Source organism: Streptomyces sp. NPDC127197, from assembly GCF_042672405.1.
Lineage (GTDB): Bacteria > Actinomycetota > Actinomycetes > Streptomycetales > Streptomycetaceae > Streptomyces > Streptomyces flavusporus.
This window is the reverse complement of the sequence record NZ_JBHXVG010000030.1, coordinates 1-19633: the sequence shown is the minus strand read 5'-3', so window position 1 is coordinate 19633 and position 19633 is coordinate 1. Positions and strand designations below refer to the sequence as shown.

The following is a 19633-nucleotide window of genomic DNA, read 5'->3' as shown; positions in this document are numbered from 1 at the left end:
GGGGCAACGGTATCCTCCGTTGCTGCTTTGGCCGGTGCGGCTCAGCCCAGGTAGAAGTCCTTGCGAGCGGCCACGAACGCCTCGACCGATCGAGCAGGTACGCCCGTGACGTGCTGTACGTCGTCCGTCGCGCGGTCGTAGCGGTTCTCGCGGTGCAGTCGGGCCATGGTGGCGATGTGCTCTTCGGTGTGCGACGGCAGGCCCGCCTTGGCGAGGACTTCGGCCCGCCACCGGTCCAGCGGCACGTCCACATAGGTCACCGGAGACCCCAACGCCCGCGAGAACTCCTCGGCCATCTCCGTCATGTCGACCGTGCGCGGGCCGGTGAGCTCGTAGACGTGTCCGATGTGCGGGGCCGGGTCGCGCAGCACGGTGGCGACCACTCGGGCGACGTCCTCCACAGCGACCGGGGAGGTGCGCCCAGTGCCGAACGGCAGCGCGATCGTGCCGTTCTCCCGGATCGAGCGTGCCGGCAGCGTGGTGAACAGTGGGTTGTCCAGGAAAGTCGTCGGCCGGATGTGCACCACCGGCAGGCCCGACCAGTTCAGTACCTGCTCCGCCAGCCAGTGCAGGCGCTGCTGGTGCGACTCCGCAGTGCTGGTGGCGGTCATCTGCGACACCGTCATCTGGGACATGCTCACCAGGGCGTCCAGGTTTCCGTGCTCGCGCGCCACGCTGGCCACCACGGTGGCTGCCAGCAAATGGTCCGGCGATACGGGCATCGCGAAGTACATCCTGCCGACGCCCTCCAGCGCGGCCGCGACGCTCTCGGGCCGGGTCAGATCGCCGAGGACGACCTCCGCGCCGAGCCCACGCAGCTCAGCCGCACGATCGTCGTCGCGGCGCACCATCGCACGCACCGGCACGCCCTGCGCGCGCAGTTGCCCCAGGACCGTGCGGCCCACGCCACCGGCGTTGCCGAGGAAAACCAGGTTGCTGGCGACCATCGGTTGATCTCCTTGGCTGAGTCGGGATGTGATCACACGTACACGCCCGGTGCCGTGGGGTGCGCCACCGGTCTCGGGGAAGGTTGACCCGCGGCACTGGACGCAGCAGGCGGTCGGGCCGAAGCCCGACGCTGCCTCTACGCCCTGGAAGGTGACCGGAAGAGGAGATCGTCTCGAGGTAGCCGCCGGCGTCCCGTTCCTCCTCGCCATGGTGTCCCGAGTGTCGGTCAACGCAACCCCGAAGTCGACTCGGGCACCGACCGTCAGGACGTCGAGAAGGTCTTCCAGAAGGCCGCACAGATCCTGCGCACATGGTTCCTGGACCCGGCCACGCGGATGACCCCAACCTGAACCGCGCACAGTTCATCCCCTCCAAGTACGACGGGCGGGCGATCGGCATCATCGACCGGTGACGAAGAGCTGGGCCTGGCCGCGGTCGGTCGCCATGTCGGCGCGTGGACCTGTGGGCCTACCGCGGCCCTGACGGCCGGAGCCGTCCCGTTACTGGAGGCAGCGCCGGGAGGAGACCTGTGGCCGGTGCGGCCGGCCGCCGAACAGCTCGACTCGATCGCGGGGTGCACACGACGGTTGCCCAGCTCATGGCCCCAGGACCCGGGACCGAGCCCTGCACGCACAGCCTTGACGCACTCTCCTGCAGAAAGCCCCCTGGGTGCACGTGTTTCTCGCCCGCTGACTCCGTAGGCCCGACCGGGTGCATCCCCCTCACACCTGCTGAAGCGCCGTGCGCAGGGCCAACGGTGTTGCGGCTGCCCACGCCTGGGGCGAGCACGCGTGGGGGTACGGGACGGGGCCGGCGGTCGCGGAGCGGGCATAGCCGGCAAGGACCTCGGGCAGGCGGTAGGCGTGGCGGGCGGCCGCCGCAATGAGACCTTCGGTGAGGGTGTTGACCTCGGCGGCGAGCCCGTAGCGGGCCAGGCCCAGAGCGATGACGGCATTGTCGTGCGGCCAGGCGCTGCCACGGTGGTACGACAGCGGGTGGTAGGGCTTCTGGCCGGCCGCCAGGGTGCGGATCGCCCAGCCCGAGAAGAAGTCCGGCTCCAGCAGGCGCCTGCCCACCCGGTGGGCGTGTTCCGCGTCGAGGATCCCCGACCACAGCAGGTGTCCCGCATCCGACGCGAGGGCGTCGACCCGGCGGCCGTCGCCGTCCAGGGCGAGGGCCGGAAAGTCGGCACCCGGCATCCAGAAGTCCGTCACGAACCGGCTGCGCAGCCGGGCGGCGGCCTCGCGGAGGCGGTGCGCATACGGCTCGTCCTGCCATACGTCGTGAGCGAGGTGCGCGGTGCGCACGAGGGCGTCGTAGGCGTAGCCCTGGGCTTCCGACACCGCGATGGGGCCTTGTGCCTGGGTGCCGTCGGTGAAGCAGATGGCGCCTGCGGAGTCCTTCCAGTTCTGGTTGACCAGGCCGCCCGGGTCGGGGGTGTAGACGAGGTAGCCGTGTTTTTCCAAGCCGCCGTCGGTGAGCATCCAGTTCACGGCCTGCCGGGCATGCTGCTCCAGACGGACGGCCGGGGAGCGGTCCCCGGTCGTCTCGTAGTGGGCATGGAGAAGGACCAGGAAGAGGGGTGTGGCGTCGACGGCGCCGTAGTAACGGCCGTAGGGGACCTGACGGAAGTGGGCGAGTTCGCCGTGGCGGGTCTCGTGGACGATACGTCCGGGTTGCTCGCCGCTGAAGGCGTCATAGCGCTGCCCCTGAGTGGCGGCGAGTGCGCTCAGTGTGGCGGCAGCGGTTTCCGGCCGGTACGGCAGCAGGAAGTACGACGTCAGCAGCGAGTCACGGCCGAACAGGGTGAGGAACCACGGGATGCCGGCGGCGGGGACGTACACCTCCTCGCCGTCGACACCGGTGACCGGGATGGTCAGCAGATCCACGTCGGCCAGGCCCCGTTCGCAGGTGCGGGTGAGGTCGTCCGGTGCCGTGGCAGACGCCCGGCGCCGGTGCGGTACGGCCGGGATGTCGGCCGGCAGCCCCTGCGGCTGCGCGCGGACGGTCAGGTGGAGTTCTGCCTCTCCGTGACCGTCGAGCTCCAGGTGCCAGGTCAGGGTGCGCGCGGTGGACTGCGGTGTGTCCTGGGCGGTGGTGACGGCGTCGGGGGCCGGGCGGCAGGTGAGGGTCGTCCGGGTGTGCCAGTCGGCTCGCCGGTAGTCGAAGAGCAGGCCGTCGTCCGTGGGCTGCGTCTCGTGGCGGGCGTCGGGTTTGGGGTAGTGACGGTCGTCGGCGCGCAGTTCGAACAGGTCGGCGAAGTCCGCGTCGACGGTGAGGTCGACGCGGGCGGTCAGCGGGTCGGGGCGGTTGCTGACCAGGCGCAGGTGTTCGGTCAACGCGCCTGCAGAGACGGCCTGTTGGCGGAAGACGGTGTAGGCGGGCGGATTGTCCCGTGTGCCCTTGGGGGTCAGCACGCCGGTGGCCGTGTGGTCCGTCTCTGCTGTGGCGGGCACCAGGGCCACGGGGCTGGTGCCGTCGACGGTCAGCTGCCAGCGGCTGAGGTGACGGGCGTCGCGCAGGAACAGTCCGTCGGGTGTGGTGCCGCGTGTGCCGGTGATGCCGCCGTCGGTGTCGAGGCGGGCGAAGGTGGCGTCGCGCACCAGCTGGACACGCGTGTCTGCCGCGGTCATGGTGTGAGCTCCTTCGGGTCGGCACACAGCAGGTCGAGGGTGAGGGCGGCGGTCCACGAGAAGTGGCGGGTGCCGCGGGCGGCGCCGGTCGTGGGGTCGACGTATTCGGCGAACTCGGAGCGTCCGGCCTCCGCGAGGACGCCCTGCCGCAGACGGTCGGCGCCCTCCTTGAGACCGTGGGTGCTCAGTCCGCGGTGGATCAGCCAGGCGGTGTTGAACCAGGCCGGGCCGCGCCAGTAGCGCTTGGGGTCGAAGGCGTGGCCGGTCAGGTCGTAGCTGGGGACCAGCCGGGTGGCCGGTGCGCTGAAGTGCGGCCCGTCGAGCGTCTCGCGCAGGCGGCGCACGACGTCGGGCGGCAGGTGCGGCACGATCAGCGGAATCAGGCCGGTGACGCTGCGCTCGTCGACCAGGGCGTCGCTGCCCAGGTCGCGCGCGCGGAACAGGCCGGCGGTGTCGTCCCACAGCCGGGTCACCAGCCGATGCGTCAGCTCCTCGGCGCGCGTTGCGTGGGGGGCGGCGGTCGCGCCCAGGTCCTGGGCCATGCCGGCCAGTGCCAGTTCGCTGACGATCAGCAGCGCGTTGAAGCAGGGGTCCTCCACGGCGAAGCCGTGCCGGGCCTCGCGGTCGTCGTAACCCGCCTCGCGGTAGTCGGTCGCCAGGCGCACGTAGCGGCCGTAGTCCAGGTCGGTGGGCCGGTCGGCGGGGTGGCCGTGGTCCAGGTCCGCGCGCTGGAAGGCGTCGGGCGGGGTGGGCGTGACGCGTTGCAGGGGCCGGTCCCAGCACGGGCTGTTGTCCATGCCGGGTTCCCACGGGTGGACGACGGCCGCCAGTCCCCCGCCGCCGAGGTCCCGGCGGGTGAGGAGGTAGTCGTGCCAGGCGGCGAGCCGGGGGTAGACGCGGGCCAGGAAGCCCCGGCGCCGCGATTCGCCGACGTCGGCCTGGTGTACCAGCCAGGCCGCGAGGGCGTGCACCGGCGGCTGGACGATGCCGGAGGTCTCCGGAGCCGACGGGGCGCCGGCCGCACGGCCGGCGTTCGAGGACTGCCAGAAGTCGGGGCTCGGGAAGTAGGCGTCGTGCGGCAGGGCCGGGTTGAAGAGGATGTGGGGTATGCGCCCGTCGGCCCACTGCCCGGCCAGCAGGGACTCCAGCTCCTGCTGTGCGCGGCGCACCGAGAGGTGACGCAGGCCGATGGCGATGAAGGCGGAGTCCCAGCTCCACTGGTGGGGGTAGAGGGTGCGGGAGGGAACGGTGGAGGCGCCGGTCCAGTTGTCGATGAGGACCCGCGCCGCACCGCGCCGCAATGTCAGGGTTGCGGCTGCGGTGGGCACGGGCCGGTCCAGGAGGGAGTTCACGCGCCGGACCTCTTGAGGAAGGCGGGGACGGAGCGGACGGCGTCGAGGGGGTCGCCGGTCAGGCGGCACTCCAGGGCCAGGTAGCCGTCGTAGCCGATGGTGTGCAGGGCGCCGAGCCAGGCGGGCCAGTCGAGGTGTCCGGCGCCGGGCTGGAAGCGGTTGGAGTCGGAGACCTGGGCGTGGCCGATGACGTCGGCGTGGGCGAGGATCGCGGCGGCGGGGTCGCTCTCCTCGATGTTCATGTGGTAGCTGTCGATGCCGATCTTCACGGAGTCCAGGCCGGTCGCGCGGATCAGGTCGGCGGCCTGTTCGAGGCGGTTGACCATGTGGTCCTCGTACCGGTTGAGGGGCTCCAGGAAGAGGGTGACGCCCTCCTTGCGGGCGTGCTCGCCGAGCTCGGTCAGCCCGGCCAGCAGGACCTCGCGGTCCTTCTCCTCGGTGCGCGGGGGCTCGAAGGGCGGCAGGCGGCGCGAGAACATGCCGTAGGAGGCGGGGGTCTGGGCGCCCAGGCCTCCGATCTCGGCGATCACGGTGAGCTGGGACTTCATCTGGGCGATCGCGTCGCGGCGCTGCCCGTCGTCGAAGGCGCCGAGGAAGTGGAGCATGTCGACGCACACCGTCGGCATGACCACGCCGTCCTTCCGGGCCTGCCGGAGTTCGTCGAGGCGGGCGGCGAAGTCCAGGTCGCCCTTGCCGCGCAGTTCGATGGCGTCGTAGCCGGCCTGCTGGGCGAAGTCCCACTTGGCCTGCAGGGTGTCTCCGGGCAGGAGTTGCTCCTGAACGGCGGTCTTGAGCATGAGGGGGCCTTTCAGAGCTTTCAGAATTCCAGCACGACCTGCAGCGCCTCTGCGGGGCGCTCGTCCAGCAGCACATACGCGTCGGCGGCGTCGGCGGCCGGGATCACATGGCTCACCAGGGAGGCGACGTCCACCTGTCCCTCGGCGACCAGCCGCAGGAAGGTCTGCTGCAGGCGCTCGACGGTCCAGCGGCCCGAGAGCTGCGGGGGCACGCCGCCGATCTGGGAACAGATGAGCTGTACGCGGTTGTGGTGAAACTCGTCGCCCAGGCGCAGGCCGATCCCGTCGCCCTGGTAGAAGCCGGAGGCCACCACGCGGCCGCCGACGGCGACGGAACGCAGGGCGTCGTGCAGGGCGGGGTAGACGCCGCTGATCTCGATGGCGAGGTCGGCGCCGAGGCCGGCGGTGGCCTCCCGGACGGCTTCGGCGACGTTGTCCGTGCGGGCGTTGAGCGTGTGGTGGGCACCGTAGCGCTTGGCGGTCTCCAGGCGGCCGTCGAGCGCGTCGACCGCGGTGACGCGGGCGCCGTTGAGCTGGGCGAGGCGGGTGGTCAACAGGCCGATGACGCCCTGCCCGAACACGGCGACGTCCTCACCGAGGTGGATGTCTCCGGCCAGCACTGCGTTGTACGCAATGGCGCCGACCCGGGCGAAGGCGCCGGCCAGCGGCTCCAGCCCCGTGGGCAGGGTGTGGCCGATCATGCGCTCGGCGGGGACTATGCCCTCGCTGCGGTGGCCCCATATGCCCCACACCAGGTCGCCGGGCTGGGGCAGCCTCGGGGTGCCCACCAGTTCCGGGGAGACCTCGACGACCTCGCCGACCTCCGAGTAGCCCCAGCCGGCCACGGGGTACTCGATGCCGGCCGCGCCGTCGCGGAACAGCCGCGCCTCCGGGTCCCAGGTTCGCGTCAGGTACGGGTTCGTGCCGCGGTAGGCCGTGAGCTCGGTGCCGGCGGAGATGCCCGAGTAGCGGGTGCGGACTCGGAGGTGTCCTGGCGGCAGATCGGCTCTGACGTGCTCGGCTACCTCCACCTGGCGAGGGCCGGTGAATTGGACGACGCGTTCCACGGAGGGCTCCGGAAGGGTTGCGGGTTTTTTCGGTTGCGTCGACAATAACCCCAACTTATGTCTTGTCAACAAGCAAAACTGATGCTGTGATGCGTGCTCAGTAGACGTAAGTCGGAACGAGGACACGCAATGCGCACCAAGAGCCGGCGATCGACGACGATCGCGGTGGGCATCACAGCAGCCCTGGGGATGGGGCTGTTGTCGGGCTGCTCCAGCGGCAGCACCGGGCCCGGAAAGCCGGACCGTGAGATCACGGTCTGGTCCCAGGAGAACCTGCCGGATCGCGTCGCGGCCCAACAGAAGATCATCGACGGGTTCGAGAAGGAGACCGGGGTCAAGGTCCGTCTCGTCGGGGTCGACGAGGGGCAGATGCCTCAGCTGATCATGTCGGCGGCGGCCTCCGGCACGCTGCCGGACGTCATCGGCGCGGCCCCGATGGGCCAGGTCTGGCAGATGTACACCAACGGCCTGCTCAACACGAGCATCCCGAAGGAGATCATCAGCGAGCTGGGACGCGGCACCTTCAACGCCAACGCCCTGGACCTGACCTCCGACGGGAACACCAGCCTCGGAGTGCCCTCCGACGCCTGGCTCCAGCTGCTGGTCTACCGCAAGGACCAGTTCGACCAGAAGCAGCTGGCGGCCCCCGACACCTACGCCCGGGCCCTGGACGCCGCCAAGGCACTCACCACCAAGGGCCACGACGGCATATCGGCCGCCACCGACCCCGGTGACGTCTTCACCTCACAGAGCTTCGAGAGCCTGGCCCTGGCCAACGACTGCCAGCTGGTCGACGGCAGCCACGAGGTCGCCCTCGAATCCCCGCAGTGCGAGACCGCCTTCAAGACCTACGACGAGCTCGCCCGTGCCTACGGCGCCCCGGGCACCCAGACCGTGGACTCCACCCGGGCCACCTACTTCGCGGGCCGGTCCTCGATGATCATCTGGTCGTCGTTCCTGCTGGACGAGCTCGCCGGCCTGCGCAAGGACGCCCTGCCCAGCTGCCCCGAGTGCCGCAAGGACCCGGAGTACCTCTCGTCCAACAGCGGCATCGTCACCGCGATGAAGGGCCCCGACGCCACCGAGGCGGCGCAGTTCGGCGAGATCACCTCCTGGGTGACCACCAAGACCGCCGAGACCGCCGCCTCCCGCGAGTTCATCGAGTACATGATGGGCACCGGCTACGAGTCCTGGTTCGGCATGGCGCCCGAGGGCAAGATCCCCGTCCGGCAGGGCACCACCACAGAGCCCGAGCGCTACATCGACACGTGGCGGCACAGCGAGATCGGCGTCGACACCAAGAAGCCCTTCGACCAGGTCTTCCCCGCGAGCCTGCTCAACCAGCTCGCCGACGGCGTCAGCAACATGCGGCGCTGGGGCATCACCCAGGGCGAGGGCGCGCTCGTCGGCGCCACCAACGGTGAACTGCCCGTGCCCAAGGCCATCGGTGCCATGACCAGCGGCCAGACCTCCCCCTCGGAGGCGGCGCGCGAAGCCGGCGACGAGGTCGCCGCCCTCAAGAAGTCCCTGCAGTAGCCGCCCGCCTGCACGTCACGAAGGTCCCCTCATGACTACAGCTCCAGCCGGCGCGCCGCAGCGCCGGGACACCAGCCCCGGGCCGGCCGACCGGCCCGCGCCCCCGGGCCGCCGCCCGATGACCGCCAGCCGTCGCGAGAACCGCGCGGGCCTCGCGTTCGTCTCACCCACCTTCCTCGTGGTCTTCGTGGTGGTCATCCTGCCCATCCTGTGGACCGTGCTGCTGGCCTTCCAGGACGCCAAACTCGTCGACATCCAGGGAATGGGCCTGTTCGGCAACTGGTCCCTGGACAACTTCGCCCAGGTCTTCGACTCCGCCGGCTTCTGGTCCAGCCTGAGCACCACCCTCATCTACACCGCGGGTGCCACGCTCGGCTCCGTCCTCCTCGGGCTCGTCGCCGCACTCGCCCTGCGCAAGCCCTTCCGCGGCCGCGGTCTGCTGCGCGCCGCGATGCTGCTGCCGTATGTCGCCCCCGTCGTGGCCGTGGCCTTCGTCTGGGAGGTCGCGCTCAGCCCTCAGTACGGCGTGGTCAACGACTGGGGCCGGCGCCTGTTCGGCTGGGACGACCCCATCGCCTTCCTCTCCACCCGCGAGTACGAAGTCCACCTGCTCGGGCTGCACTTCGACATCCCCCTGGCGCTGCTGACCGTCATCGCCTTCGAGTGCTGGCGCTACTTCCCCTTCGCCTTCCTGTTCATCCTCGCCCGGCTGCAGGCGGTCCCCGACGGCCTGGAGGAGGCGGCCCTGGTGGACGGCGCCACTCCCACTCAGCGCTTCCGCCACATCCTGCTGCCCCAGCTGATGCCGGTCATCGCCCTGTTGTGCGTGCTGCGGTTCATCCTGACCTTCAACAAGTTCGACGACGTCTACCTGCTGACCGGTGGTGGCGCGGGCACCGACGTGGCCGCCGTCCGGGTCTACGACTTCCTCACCGCCCGCTACGACGTGGGTGCCGCGGCTGCCCAGGCGCTCGTCCTGGCCGTCTCGCTCATGATCCTGTTGGGCCTCTACTTCAAGTTCTTCGGCAACAAGGTGCAGGAGGAATCGTGACCCGCAAGGCCGCCCTGACCCGGGCCCGATTCGAGGACGGACTCTTCGGAGTCCTGCGCTGGATCGTCATCGCGTTCTTCGCGGTGATCACCGTGGTGCCCTTCTACTACATGCTGCTGCTGTCGCTGAAGCCCATCGACGCCCTACTGCTCGACCCCGGATCCCTGTGGATCTCGGCCAAGGACTTCACCCTGTCCACCTACCAGGACGTGCTGCGCTCCACCGACGACGGCGGCCAGGGCTTCCTGAAGTTCCTGCTCAACTCCGCACTTGTCTCGCTCGGCACAGTCGCCCTGACCATGCTGGCCGCCGTTCCCGGCGCCTACGCCGTGAGCCGGCTGAAGTTCTTCGGCCACCGCCAGGTCAGCGCGCTCTTCCTGGCCGTCTACATGTTCCCGGCGACCCTGCTGGCCGTCCCCCTGTTCGTCGTCTTCGCCAAACTGGGGCTGTCCTCCAGCCTGGTCGGACTCGCCATCGTCTACGTCGCCCAGACCGTGCCGGTGTCGATCTACATGCTCCGCAACTACCTGGTCACCATTCCCTACTCCATCGAGGAGGCGGCCGCACTCGACGGCGCCAGCCGGCTGCAGACCGTCCGGAAGGTGATCCTGCCGCTCGCCCTGCCCTCCCTCATGGCGACCGGCCTGTACATCTTCATGATCGCCTGGAACGAGTTCCTGTTCGCCCTGCTCTTCCTGGCCGCCGAGCCCGGCAAGTGGACCGTCCCCCTCGGACTGGCCCAGCTCTCCAACGGCATCGAGGTCTCCAAGACCGTCCTCATGGCCGGGTCCGTGGTGCTGACGATCCCCGTGGTACTGCTGTTCTTCGCCGCCGAACGTCTCCTCACCGAGGGCCTGACCAGCGGCGCCGACAAGAGCTGAACCATGGGGGAACCACTGATGACGCCGAATCAGGCCAGCGCGGGCGAACTGCTGCAGCTGATCCGCAGCGGCCGTGCCAACACCCGCGCCGACCTGCAGAGCGCGACCGGTCTGTCCCGCTCCACCGTCGGACAGCGCCTGGACCTCCTCAACCGCGCCGGGTGGCTGCGGCACACCACCAATACCTCCACCGGCGGCCGTCCCTCCCACCGCATCGACTTCGACCCGACCCACGCGTCGGTCATCGCCGTCGACCTGGAGACCCGGCATGCGCGCCTCGCCGTTCTCGACCTGGCCGGCACCATCCTCGCCGAGCACACCGGGCCCTTGCGCATCACCGACGGCCCGGACCAGGTGCTGGACCAACTGGCTGCGGGATTCCCCGACCTGATCGCCGCCGCCGGAGTCGACGCCACCCACATCTGCGGCATCGGACTGTCCGTACCCGGGCCCGTCGACTTCGAGACCGGCCGGGTCGTCGAACCCCCGAGCATGCCCGGCTGGGACCAGTACCCCATCCGCGAACGCCTCCAGACGGCCTACGCCGACCACGTCGGTCCCAGCATGGACGACGGGCCCGTCCCCGTCTTCGTCGACAACGACGCCAACCTGATGGCGCTGGCCGAACACCAGGCCAACCACCCAGACTGCTCGGCGTTCGTCCTGGTCAAGGTCTCCACCGGCATCGGTGCCGGAGTCGTCGTCGGCAACCAGGTCTACCGGGGCATCGACGGCGGCGCCGGCGACATCGGCCACATCCGGCTCCACGACCGGCCCGACGCACTGTGCATGTGCGGCTCCCACGGCTGCCTGGCCGCCGTCGCCAGCGGCCGGGCGCTGGCCAAGGAGCTCTCGCGCCTCGGCGTCGAGACCACGTCCGGATCCGATGTCCGCCGCCTGCTCGCCGAGGGACACCCCGACGCCATCCGCCTCGCCCGAGACGCCGGCCGACGCGCCGGCGAGGTCCTCGTCACCGTCGTCACCCTCCTCAATCCCGGGGTGCTGATGCTGGCCGGCGACCTCTCCGGCGTCCCGTTCATGACCGGGGTGCGCGAGCTGCTGTACCAGCGCGCCATGCCCCGCACCACGGCCAACCTGCAGATCGTCACCTCACGCCTCGGCGACCACGCCGGCCTCATCGGAGCCGCGGCCATGGTCGTGGAGTTCCTCTACTCCGCGGCCCGGGCCGATGCCCGCCTCAACCGCCTCGCGCCCTGACCACGCGGGTCACCGCACGCAGACAGGAACATCGTGACCAACACATCCGCCCCCTGGCCCCACCGCCCCGTGGAGGTCGGACTCGTGGGCGCCGGCCCCTGGGCACGGGCCATGCACGCCCGCATGCTCGCCGCCGGCCCGGAGACCCGGCTGGCCGCCGTCTGGGCCCGCCGGCCCGAAGCCGCGCAACAGGCCGCGGCTCCCTACGCGGCGCACGTGGCCGCCAGTTTCGACGAGCTGCTCGACCACTGTGAGGCCGTCGCCTTCGCCGTGCCGCCCGCCGTCCAGGCCGAACTGGCACCGCTCGCGGCCAAGCAGGGCAAGGCCCTCCTGCTGGAGAAGCCCCTCGGCCCCGATCTGGCGGCGGCGCAACGCCTCGCGGACGCCGTCGCCGACGCCGGTGTCATCTCCCAGCTCGTCCTCACCAAGCGCTATCACCCCACGACCCGGGCCTTCCTCGACGCCGCCCGCGGGCTCGACGTGGTAGGCGCCCGCTCCTGCTATCTCCACGGCGCGTTCCTGAGCGGTGACTTCGCCACCGGCTGGCGCCTCGAACACGGCGCACTGCTCGACCTGGGCCCCCACCTGCTCGACCTCCTCGACGCCGCGATCGGCCCGATCACTCACATCCGCGGCACCGGTGACCCACGCCGCTGGATCGAGCTGACCTGCGAGCATGCCAACGGTGCCGTGAGTCAGGCGTCCCTGTCCGGTGCGGTCGACGTGCCGCGCGTCCTGACCCGCATCGAGCTCTTCGGCTCCGGACCGCAGGTGGTCTACGACACGGCCGGCATCGACCACGAGGAGTGCTGGCCCATCCTCCGGCGCGACTTCGCCACCGCCCTGCGTACGCGCACCCCGACCGAACTCGACGCCCGGCGGGGCCTGTACCTGCAGACCCTCATCGAGCAGGCCACACCACGCTGAACCAGCCCCCTTCCAGGGACCGTGCCGACATCCGGGCGGCACGGTCCCTCCCGGAACGCGAACGAAGGCAAATCCCCGTTCGCCGACTCACCCCATCGACAGACCGTGTCCGGCCTCGTGTCTGTGAACAGTGCGGGCATCTGCGGCCGCAGTGCCAGCCCTCACTCGCTGATGTCGACAGACGCTGAGTCGCATGCGGTCGGGTTCGCGCCGCTCGGCCCGTCGACCATGCACACCTTCAGGCCCACGTACGTCCAGTCCGGGAGATTCCCGAACGGATCCCAGAGGGTCTTGTAGTTGTCCCCGAGGTACTTCGAACCGAGATAGGTACCGTCCCGCCAGGCGTAAGCCATGACTCCGCCGGGTCGGCAGAGCAGTAGTTCCAGATCTCGGCGTAGTCGTCGTTGGGCCCGCCGCCGGGTGCTCCTTCGCCGTAGTCGATGAAGCCGACAGAACCGCAGCCGTCGGTGGTGAAGACCTCGAAATCGTCGGATGCGGCAGTGGCTGGACTGCCCGAGCTCGCTCCCGCCGCCGGTGCCCCCCACACGGCGATCGCCACAGCGGCAGTTACCAAGCCAGACATGATCGGCTTGCGCATGTTTTCTCCGGTTCCTCTTCCGGTGAGTCCTCGAATCCCGCACCCGCTGTCTTGCTCTGCGGGCAGTACGGAGCTTGCTGGCGATGCCCGGGGAGGAGCGTTGTCCGAACCTGGCCGGGATGAATCGAGGGCGCCGTGCCGCCGACTCGCCGACCGCGCAGCTGTGGAAAGCCCGCCGGCGATTTTCGCCGTACCCACGGAGTGACCTACTTCCACGGCTGCCACTCCGTCGTAGACGACCGGCTGACCACCGAGGAACACGCCGAACTCGCCGCGCTGCGCAAGGAGAACGCCCAGCCAAGCGCGCGAACGAAGTCCTGCGCACCGCCTCGGCTTTTTTCGCGGCGCAACTCGACCCGACCCGGCCCAGGTGACGGGGCTCCTCGACGAGCACCCGCACCTGGGAGTCGAGTGCGTCCTGCGGGAACTGCACATCGCCTCTGGTCCAGCGCGACTTCACCGCGCCCGCACCGAACCGGCTGTGGGTCACCGACCTGACGATGATCCCCACCGTTGAAGAGCCCTTGTGGCTCTCGGCGATCCGCGACGCATTCTCGCGCCGGGTGGTGGCCTGGGAGACCTCCGCCCGCGCGGACGCCGACCTGGTCCTCACCACGCTCGAGTACGCTCTCGCGTCCCGCGAGGTCGAGCCCGGACAGCTGATCCATCATGCCGACCACGGCTGTCAGTACACGTCCATCAAGCTCACAACACGCTTGATGCGGGCGGAATTGAGGCGTCCATGGGGTCGGTCAGGGCCGGCTCGGTCCCATCGAGTTCGAAGAGAAGTACTACGCGAGCAGGCAACGGCCGAACGAGCGAACCTGAACCCCCGTCAACCCACTCTGACCAGCTGATCAGCGCCTCCCGAACGACAGGGGAACCTCGCACCCTCCGCCTGGTCGACAAACCTGCGGCGACGGTCATCGCCCATGTGGCCCAGGATATGCCTCCGCTCGGGTGACACGATCGCGTGGGGCATGGGATCGCAGGCCATAGTAGGGCAGGAAAGTCACTGCAAGTGTGCGCTGATTCAGTTGGCTGGACCGGAATCGGGTCAGCACGCAGATCGAGAACAACCAGGAGCCACAGCGTGCCTATGCATTCCGATTTCCCACCCAGCACCTCGCCGGTGGATTTCTATGAGAACGAGGTGCCGGTCCGGCGCAGGCGGCCCGGGAATGTGGTGGTGAAGTGGCTGACCACCACCGACCACAAGACGATCGGCACGCTGTACATCAGCACAGCTTTCGGCTTCTTCTGCCTCGGCGGCCTGCTTGCGATGTTCATGCGCGCCGAACTGGCGCGTCCGGGCACGCAGATCATGTCGAACGAGCAGTTCAACCAGGCGTTCACGATGCACGGCCTGATCATGCTGCTGATGTTCGCGACGCCGCTGTTCGCAGGCTTCACGAACTGGATCATGCCGCTGCAGATCGGCGCGCCGGACGTGGCGTTCCCGCGGCTGAACATGTTCGCCTACTGGCTGTACCTGTTCGGCTCGCTGATCGCGGTGGCCGGCTTCCTCACCCCGAACGGCGCCGCGGACTTCGGCTGGTTCATGTACACCCCGCTCTCGGACGCCGAGCATTCGCCCAATGTCGGCGCGGACATGGCCATCATGGGCCTGGCCTTCTCCGGCTTCGGCACGATCCTGGGTGCCGTCAACTTCATCACCACGATCATCTGCATGCGCGCACCCGGCATGACGATGTTCCGCATGTCGATCTTCTGCTGGAACACGCTGCTGACCAGTGTCCTGGTCCTGTTCGCCTTCCCGGTCCTCGCGGCCGCGCTGTTCGCGCTGGAGGCGGACCGCAAGTTCGGTGCGCACGTCTTCGACCCGTCCAACGGCGGCGCGCTGCTGTGGCAGCACCTCTTCTGGTTCTTCGGCCACCCCGAGGTGTACATCATCGCGCTGCCGTTCTTCGGCATCATCAGCGAGATCATCCCGGTCTTCTCCCGCAAGCCGATGTTCGGCTACTCGGGTCTGATCGCGGCGACCATCGCGATCACGGGTCTGTCCGTGACCGTGTGGGCCCACCACATGTACGTCACCGGTGGTGTGCTGCTGCCGTTCTTCGCCTTCATGAGCTTCCTCATCGCGGTCCCGACCGGCGTGAAGTTCTTCAACTGGATCGGCACGATGTGGAAGGGCTCGCTGTCCTTCGAGACACCGATGCTCTGGGCGACCGGCTTCCTGGTGACGTTCCTCTTCGGTGGTCTGACCGGTGTCATCCTGGCCTCGCCACCGATGGACTTCCACCTCTCCGACTCCTACTTCGTGGTGGCGCACTTCCACTATGTCGTCTTCGGTACGGTCGTCTTCGCGATGTTCGCCGGATTCCACTACTGGTGGCCGAAGTTCTCCGGCCGGTTGCTCGACGAGCGCCTCGGCAAGATCACTTTCTGGACGCTGTTCATCGGCTTCCACGGCACCTTCCTCGTCCAGCACTGGCTGGCTGCCGAGGGCATGCCGCGCCGGTACGCCGACTACCTCGCCGCCGACGGCTTCACCACCCTGAACACCATCTCGACGATCGCCTCGTTCCTGCTGGGCCTGTCGGTCCTGCCGTTCCTCTACAACGTCTGGAAGACGGCCAGATACGGCAAGCCGGTCGGCGTCGACGACCCGTGGGGCTACGGCCGCTCACTCGAATGGGCAACGTCCTGCCCACCGCCGCGGCACAACTTCCTCACCCTGCCGCGGATCCGCTCCGAATCGCCGGCATTCGACCTGCACCATCCGGACATCGCCCAACTCGAGCACACCGGCGTGGGTGCGCGGAGCGTGAGCGGCCCGGGGAAGGAACTGCGGTGAACCGTCCGTCCCCTGACGATCCGGTCCAGGGCGGGCTGCGCCAGCTCGACGGCTACCTCTACTGGCAGGCCGAACTGGCCGAAGCGCGCAAGGAAGCCACGGCCTTCTGCGACAGGCTGCCCTGGCTCACGACCGACGAGCGCCACGATCTCGAAGAGGAGTACACCCGCGCCCGCGTGGACATGGCCAAGGCCGCCATCCGCCGCATCGCCGACCGGTGCACCGAACTGCGCGCCGAATACGAGGCCCGCTACCAGCACCTGCGCCGGCGGACCGTCGCACTCACCCTCGGCACGGCGTCCTGCATCCTCACGGTGTGGGAACTGCTACGTCACTGACCAGCCGGGGCTGTGACCCCAACGCTCCAGCGTGATCTTCAACATGTCCGACAGATGCGTTCGAACAGCACCTCCACCGGCTGCGGGCGAGTATGCCGGACGCGGCAGCGCACCGGGCGGCGTGATCGCCCGCGTGCTGCAGCGCATCCTCGCGCTGACCACTGCAATCTGGCACACCACCCACACCGGCCGGCTCGTCCTGCACTCACTGACCGCCTACGATCACTGACCGCTTGGAATCGATCACCTGGGTGCCAGTTGCACGTTTATATGCGTCTCAGCCCGACTGGTCAGGGGATTTGTGACTCGTCCGGTCGGCTGCCGGGTGTGTGAGCGGTCAGCCGATTCTTGGCCACCTGCTGACGCACGGATTCCGCCTCTGCGTACGCGAGGGCAAGGTCGGTCGGCTGGGCGACCTGTCGCTCGGCCTCGATGACAACGATGCGGGCTTGTTCTTCGATCGCCGCACACCGCTCGGCATCGTCAGCGACCACGTCGGCGCAGTTGTGCAACAACCGAAGCAGAGCATGGGCGACGGTTGGTTCACGAGCCCCGTAGCGGCGGATGAGCCCGCACATCACGGCGAGGTATTCCGGAAACCGCCGCCCGGGAACGATCACGACGGCGCCGCCGTCGTCTCGGACGATGTGGTTTCCCAGTGGGCGCTGCGCGAGCGCGCAAAAGATCACGGACAGGTGATCGATGGCCTGAACCGCTGTGTACGGATCGTTGACCGCCGGCGACAGCGCCTTACATGCGACGTCGACCAGTTGCCGGATTCCGAACGCGGCGTCCTGTTCCAGGGTGCGCTCGAATCCGACACGGACCCCGGCGTCCAGCACCCGCGAGAACCTCTGGGGATCAGGAGCGGGATCGCTCGGTGAGCCACGCCAGATCCACGCCAGCGTCGTGCCGGCGACGACGTGTTCGCCGACCCGGGGCCGCAGCCGCAGACAGACCTCGTGCTCGGCCGCGACAGGCAGCAGCAGGTGAGGACGCACCACCTGCACGTACCCGGACCGCCGGGCGGCGATGGGCACGGCCCACTCCGGTACTCCCACGAGCTCCTCGCCGCCGGCGAATACCCCCTCGCGGACCACCTGGACGGTGTTGCGCTCCACCCTGCTCATGATCGCGTCGACCTGGATGGAGTGCAGGAGATGGTCGGCGAAGAACACCAACAGGCCGAGGCTGACGAAGAGCAGGACGATCGCGCCGCTCACCGCGAGCCGGGGAAAGCTGGCGGAGCGGCCCCCTCCCGAGACGCCAACCGTGTACAGACCAGCCGCACTGTAGGCGAAGGTCGCCACGAAGACACTGAGCACGATCTGGTTGGGCCGATCGCGAAGAAAGTTGCGCAGCAGCCGGGGCGAGAACTGGGTGGACGACAACTGCAGCGCGACCACGGTCAGGCCCAGCAGCAGCGCGATGACCGTGACCATCGTCCCGGCGATCCCGATCAGCAACGTCCGGGCATCGTCTGCGGTCCCCTGGAATGCCAGCGGCGATCCGGAACCGGTCTTGACCAGGGACAGCAGTGACCCAGCGACCAGTGCGCCCAGCACGGACAGCGTGGGAAGCACCCACAGCGACCCTCGAACGTACTCCGCCAGCGCATCACGTCGGATCATGTTCAACTCCCGCACGTCGATGCGTGGCCAACCTGGGCCGACACGGGCACGTCTCCACGTACAGCGCAGCCAACGCTGACCACGGCCTGGCATGGCCCAGTATCCGATGAGTCCGTCGACTGTCCAAGTGATCACGCCCCCTGCGATCGCGGCGTGAGAGCGCCTTCCACGGAGGCGTACGGACACCGCCGCAGACCACCCATCCGGGCGACGTGCGGCCGTGTGGCTCGGTCCGGCCGTGTGCTGGTCGGCGGGGTATGCGATCGGCAATACGGGCGGTGATGGGTCGTACTCAAGCGACCGGCACATGGATCACCCGGTCTCGACTGCGCGGCTGGGCCACTGCCCGCGGTCTTCCGGAGTGAGGAAGAAGAACGGTCACCCGCGAGCTGGGGTACCGAGGCAGCAAGTGGACCGCCTGTCGGCACCTGCAGGGCATCCGCGCACCGGAAGGCCGGCCAACAGCGCGCACCGGCCTGGCACCGCGCGTCGCGGGACCAGGCCGGTCGGGTTTTACGGGTGCCGTCAGCCCTGGCGGGCCTTCAAGCGCGGGTTCTTCTTGTTGACGACGAAGACCACGCCCCGCCGCCGAACCACCTGGGCCCCCGGTTTGGACTTCAGCGAGCGCAACGACTTGCGTACCTTCATGGCTCCGCTCCTTTCCTGTGCGGATACCGGTTCGCGGTCAGCGCTGGGCTGCCGCCGTACGGCCGTAGCGGCGCTCGAAGCGCTCCACCCGGCCGGCGGTGTCCACGACCCGCGAGGCCCCGGTGTAGAACGGATGGCTCGCCGAGGAGATCTCGACATCGACCAGCGGGTAGGTGTTGCCGTCCTCCCACTCGATCGTCCTTGCCGAGGCGGCCGTGGAGCGGGTCAGAAACGCGACGTCTGCGGCACGGTCACGGAAGACGACCGGACGGGTTTCGGGGTGAATGCCAGACCTCATGGGGATTGTTTCCCTTCTCATGGTTTCGTCCCCCCGGGGGGCGGCGGCGTGGTTCAGCGTTCCTCGCGGAAAAGGACGTGCGCCCCGGCCACCGGGTCGTACTTGCGCAGAACCAGCCGGTCGGGGTCGTTGCGACGGTTCTTGCGCGTCACGTAAGTGATGCCGGTCCCCACCGTCGACTTCAGCGTCACGACGGGGCGCGCGATGTTGCGTGCCATGAGGTCCTCCTTTCGCCCGGGCATTGACTGGTACATGCCAGGGCCTGTGGACTGGAACAACGGCTCCTGCCGTCGCATTCCCGCCCCGGCGCGAGACACGCGCTGCCGCAGGCCCGCCGAGACGGATCGACCAGGGCACCGACGCGCCGCACGGCCCCCGACCCCGCTCCAGCCGCGCGGAAAAACGTGTCGCCCCCACACGGCTCACCGCCAGCCGCGCCGCCTTCCCGAACCTCATCGACGCCGCAGCACCCACCATCCCGGCACCTGGCGCCAAACCGACTGAGACCTACCGCCCCATCGACCACCCCTGGGACAACACGGACAGGGGCGAGCAGGGACGGACTCGCCGGCAACCCTTCTGTATGACGGCCGCCGTCATACTCCGACGACGATCTTCGCAGTCAGCCGGCGCCCGTCGCGGACCCGGCCCTCAGCGGTCCGTGCGCGACGCGGCTTCGCCCGGCCCGACCCGCGCGACGCTTGCGGACACCACGACCGGGTCTGCCGCCCGTGGCGGATCGAGGACTTCCGCCGTTACTGGGACTCTTGCAGAAAGCCCCGGCGTTCACCCAGGAGCCGGACACCCTCCCCGAACTGGACACCGACACCGGTATCGACCTCGGCCTGTCCGCCTTCGCGGTCCTCTCCGACGGGACGAAGATCAGCGC

Annotated in this window: 18 protein-coding genes and 2 pseudogenes; 10 read left to right on the top strand and 10 right to left on the bottom strand. The window is 69.2% G+C overall.

The features are described from left to right. Positions 1 to 41 precede the first annotated feature (41 nt). The gene (locus ACFVJQ_RS33915; protein WP_385789458.1) at positions 42 to 947 is read right to left on the bottom strand and encodes an NmrA family NAD(P)-binding protein; all 906 of its coding nucleotides are present in this window, start codon (positions 945 to 947) and stop codon (positions 42 to 44) included. A 225-nt stretch (positions 948 to 1172) separates the two neighbouring features. Here ACFVJQ_RS33915 and ACFVJQ_RS33910 point away from each other — a divergent pair. Beyond that, positions 1173 to 1354: pseudogene (locus tag ACFVJQ_RS33910) on the top strand (alginate lyase family protein); the annotation flags it as partial. Between the two features lie 316 nt (positions 1355 to 1670). Here ACFVJQ_RS33910 and ACFVJQ_RS33905 read toward each other — a convergent pair. From ACFVJQ_RS33905 to ACFVJQ_RS33890, 4 genes are read right to left on the bottom strand one after another with little or no spacing between them, the layout of a single operon-like run. Beyond that, positions 1671 to 3581, bottom strand: coding sequence for a glycogen debranching N-terminal domain-containing protein (locus ACFVJQ_RS33905; protein ID WP_385514666.1), 1911 nt, complete (start codon positions 3579 to 3581; stop codon positions 1671 to 1673). Next, complete coding sequence (locus ACFVJQ_RS33900; RefSeq protein WP_385789456.1) at positions 3578 to 4933, bottom strand: trehalase family glycosidase; 1356 nt, start codon at positions 4931 to 4933, stop codon at positions 3578 to 3580. The genes ACFVJQ_RS33905 and ACFVJQ_RS33900 overlap by 4 nt, the downstream gene beginning before the upstream one ends. Next, positions 4930 to 5730 carry a sugar phosphate isomerase/epimerase family protein gene (locus ACFVJQ_RS33895; protein WP_385789454.1) on the bottom strand — a complete coding sequence of 267 codons (801 nt, stop codon included), beginning with the start codon at positions 5728 to 5730 and terminating at the stop codon, positions 4930 to 4932. Before ACFVJQ_RS33895 ends, ACFVJQ_RS33900 begins: the two co-directional genes overlap by 4 nt. Before the next feature lie 20 nt (positions 5731 to 5750). Then, the gene (locus ACFVJQ_RS33890) at positions 5751 to 6797 is read right to left on the bottom strand and encodes a zinc-binding alcohol dehydrogenase (RefSeq protein ID WP_385789452.1); all 1047 of its coding nucleotides are present in this window, start codon (positions 6795 to 6797) and stop codon (positions 5751 to 5753) included. 129 nt (positions 6798 to 6926) lie between these two features. Here ACFVJQ_RS33890 and ACFVJQ_RS33885 point away from each other — a divergent pair, with 129 nt between their 5' ends. Genes ACFVJQ_RS33885 through ACFVJQ_RS33865 form a run of 5 tightly spaced genes read left to right on the top strand, consistent with a single transcriptional unit; the run spans position 6927 to position 12410 of the window. Beyond that, positions 6927 to 8333, top strand: coding sequence for an ABC transporter substrate-binding protein (locus ACFVJQ_RS33885; RefSeq protein ID WP_385789450.1), 1407 nt, complete (start codon positions 6927 to 6929; stop codon positions 8331 to 8333). Between the two features lie 31 nt (positions 8334 to 8364). Further along, positions 8365 to 9384 carry a carbohydrate ABC transporter permease gene (locus ACFVJQ_RS33880; RefSeq protein ID WP_224738860.1) on the top strand — a complete coding sequence of 340 codons (1020 nt, stop codon included), beginning with the start codon at positions 8365 to 8367 and terminating at the stop codon, positions 9382 to 9384. Continuing rightward, positions 9381 to 10265, top strand: a complete 885-nt coding sequence (locus ACFVJQ_RS33875) for a carbohydrate ABC transporter permease (RefSeq protein WP_385514671.1) — start codon at positions 9381 to 9383, stop codon at positions 10263 to 10265. Before ACFVJQ_RS33880 ends, ACFVJQ_RS33875 begins: the two co-directional genes overlap by 4 nt. 3 nt (positions 10266 to 10268) lie before the next feature. Then, on the top strand, positions 10269 to 11483 hold the full coding sequence (locus ACFVJQ_RS33870) for an ROK family protein (RefSeq protein WP_385789448.1): 1215 nt from the start codon (positions 10269 to 10271) through the stop codon (positions 11481 to 11483). 33 nt (positions 11484 to 11516) lie between these two features. Further along, on the top strand, positions 11517 to 12410 hold the full coding sequence (locus ACFVJQ_RS33865) for a Gfo/Idh/MocA family protein (protein ID WP_385789446.1): 894 nt from the start codon (positions 11517 to 11519) through the stop codon (positions 12408 to 12410). Between the two features lie 161 nt (positions 12411 to 12571). On the opposite strand, the gene ACFVJQ_RS33860 is transcribed toward ACFVJQ_RS33865, so the two are convergent. Further along, positions 12572 to 12763: a hypothetical protein gene (locus ACFVJQ_RS33860; RefSeq protein WP_385789444.1), complete on the bottom strand. Its 192-nt coding sequence runs from the start codon at positions 12761 to 12763 to the stop codon at positions 12572 to 12574. Positions 12764 to 13448: 685 nt separating this feature from the next. Between ACFVJQ_RS33860 and ACFVJQ_RS33855 the strand changes: the two genes are divergently transcribed. From ACFVJQ_RS33855 to ACFVJQ_RS33840, 4 genes and pseudogenes are all read left to right on the top strand, one after another. Continuing rightward, entirely contained in the window at positions 13449 to 13865 is a 417-nt protein-coding gene (locus tag ACFVJQ_RS33855; RefSeq protein WP_385789537.1) for a transposase, read from the top strand. Positions 13866 to 14107: 242 nt separating this feature from the next. Continuing rightward, positions 14108 to 15829, top strand: coding sequence for a cytochrome c oxidase subunit I (gene ctaD, locus ACFVJQ_RS33850; RefSeq protein WP_385789535.1), 1722 nt, complete (start codon positions 14108 to 14110; stop codon positions 15827 to 15829). After that, positions 15826 to 16167: a hypothetical protein gene (locus ACFVJQ_RS33845; protein ID WP_385789442.1), complete on the top strand. Its 342-nt coding sequence runs from the start codon at positions 15826 to 15828 to the stop codon at positions 16165 to 16167. The genes ctaD and ACFVJQ_RS33845 overlap by 4 nt, the downstream gene beginning before the upstream one ends. Positions 16168 to 16270: 103 nt before the next feature. Then, a pseudogene (locus tag ACFVJQ_RS33840) lies at positions 16271 to 16396 on the top strand (IS982 family transposase); the annotation flags it as partial. A 61-nt stretch (positions 16397 to 16457) separates the two neighbouring features. On the opposite strand, the gene ACFVJQ_RS33835 reads toward ACFVJQ_RS33840, so the two are convergent. The 4 genes from ACFVJQ_RS33835 to rpmG form a co-directional block, all read right to left on the bottom strand. Continuing rightward, entirely contained in the window at positions 16458 to 17798 is a 1341-nt protein-coding gene (locus tag ACFVJQ_RS33835; protein WP_385789440.1) for a DUF2254 domain-containing protein, read from the bottom strand. A gap of 525 nt (positions 17799 to 18323) precedes the next feature. Further along, on the bottom strand, positions 18324 to 18446 hold the full coding sequence (gene ykgO / locus ACFVJQ_RS33830) for a type B 50S ribosomal protein L36 (RefSeq protein WP_037617513.1): 123 nt from the start codon (positions 18444 to 18446) through the stop codon (positions 18324 to 18326). Positions 18447 to 18483: 37 nt separating this feature from the next. After that, the gene (locus ACFVJQ_RS33825) at positions 18484 to 18744 is read right to left on the bottom strand and encodes a type B 50S ribosomal protein L31 (RefSeq protein WP_385789438.1); all 261 of its coding nucleotides are present in this window, start codon (positions 18742 to 18744) and stop codon (positions 18484 to 18486) included. Between the two features lie 53 nt (positions 18745 to 18797). Then, the gene (gene rpmG / locus ACFVJQ_RS33820; RefSeq protein WP_385514679.1) at positions 18798 to 18962 is read right to left on the bottom strand and encodes a 50S ribosomal protein L33; all 165 of its coding nucleotides are present in this window, start codon (positions 18960 to 18962) and stop codon (positions 18798 to 18800) included. Positions 18963 to 19633: the final 671 nt, after the last annotated feature.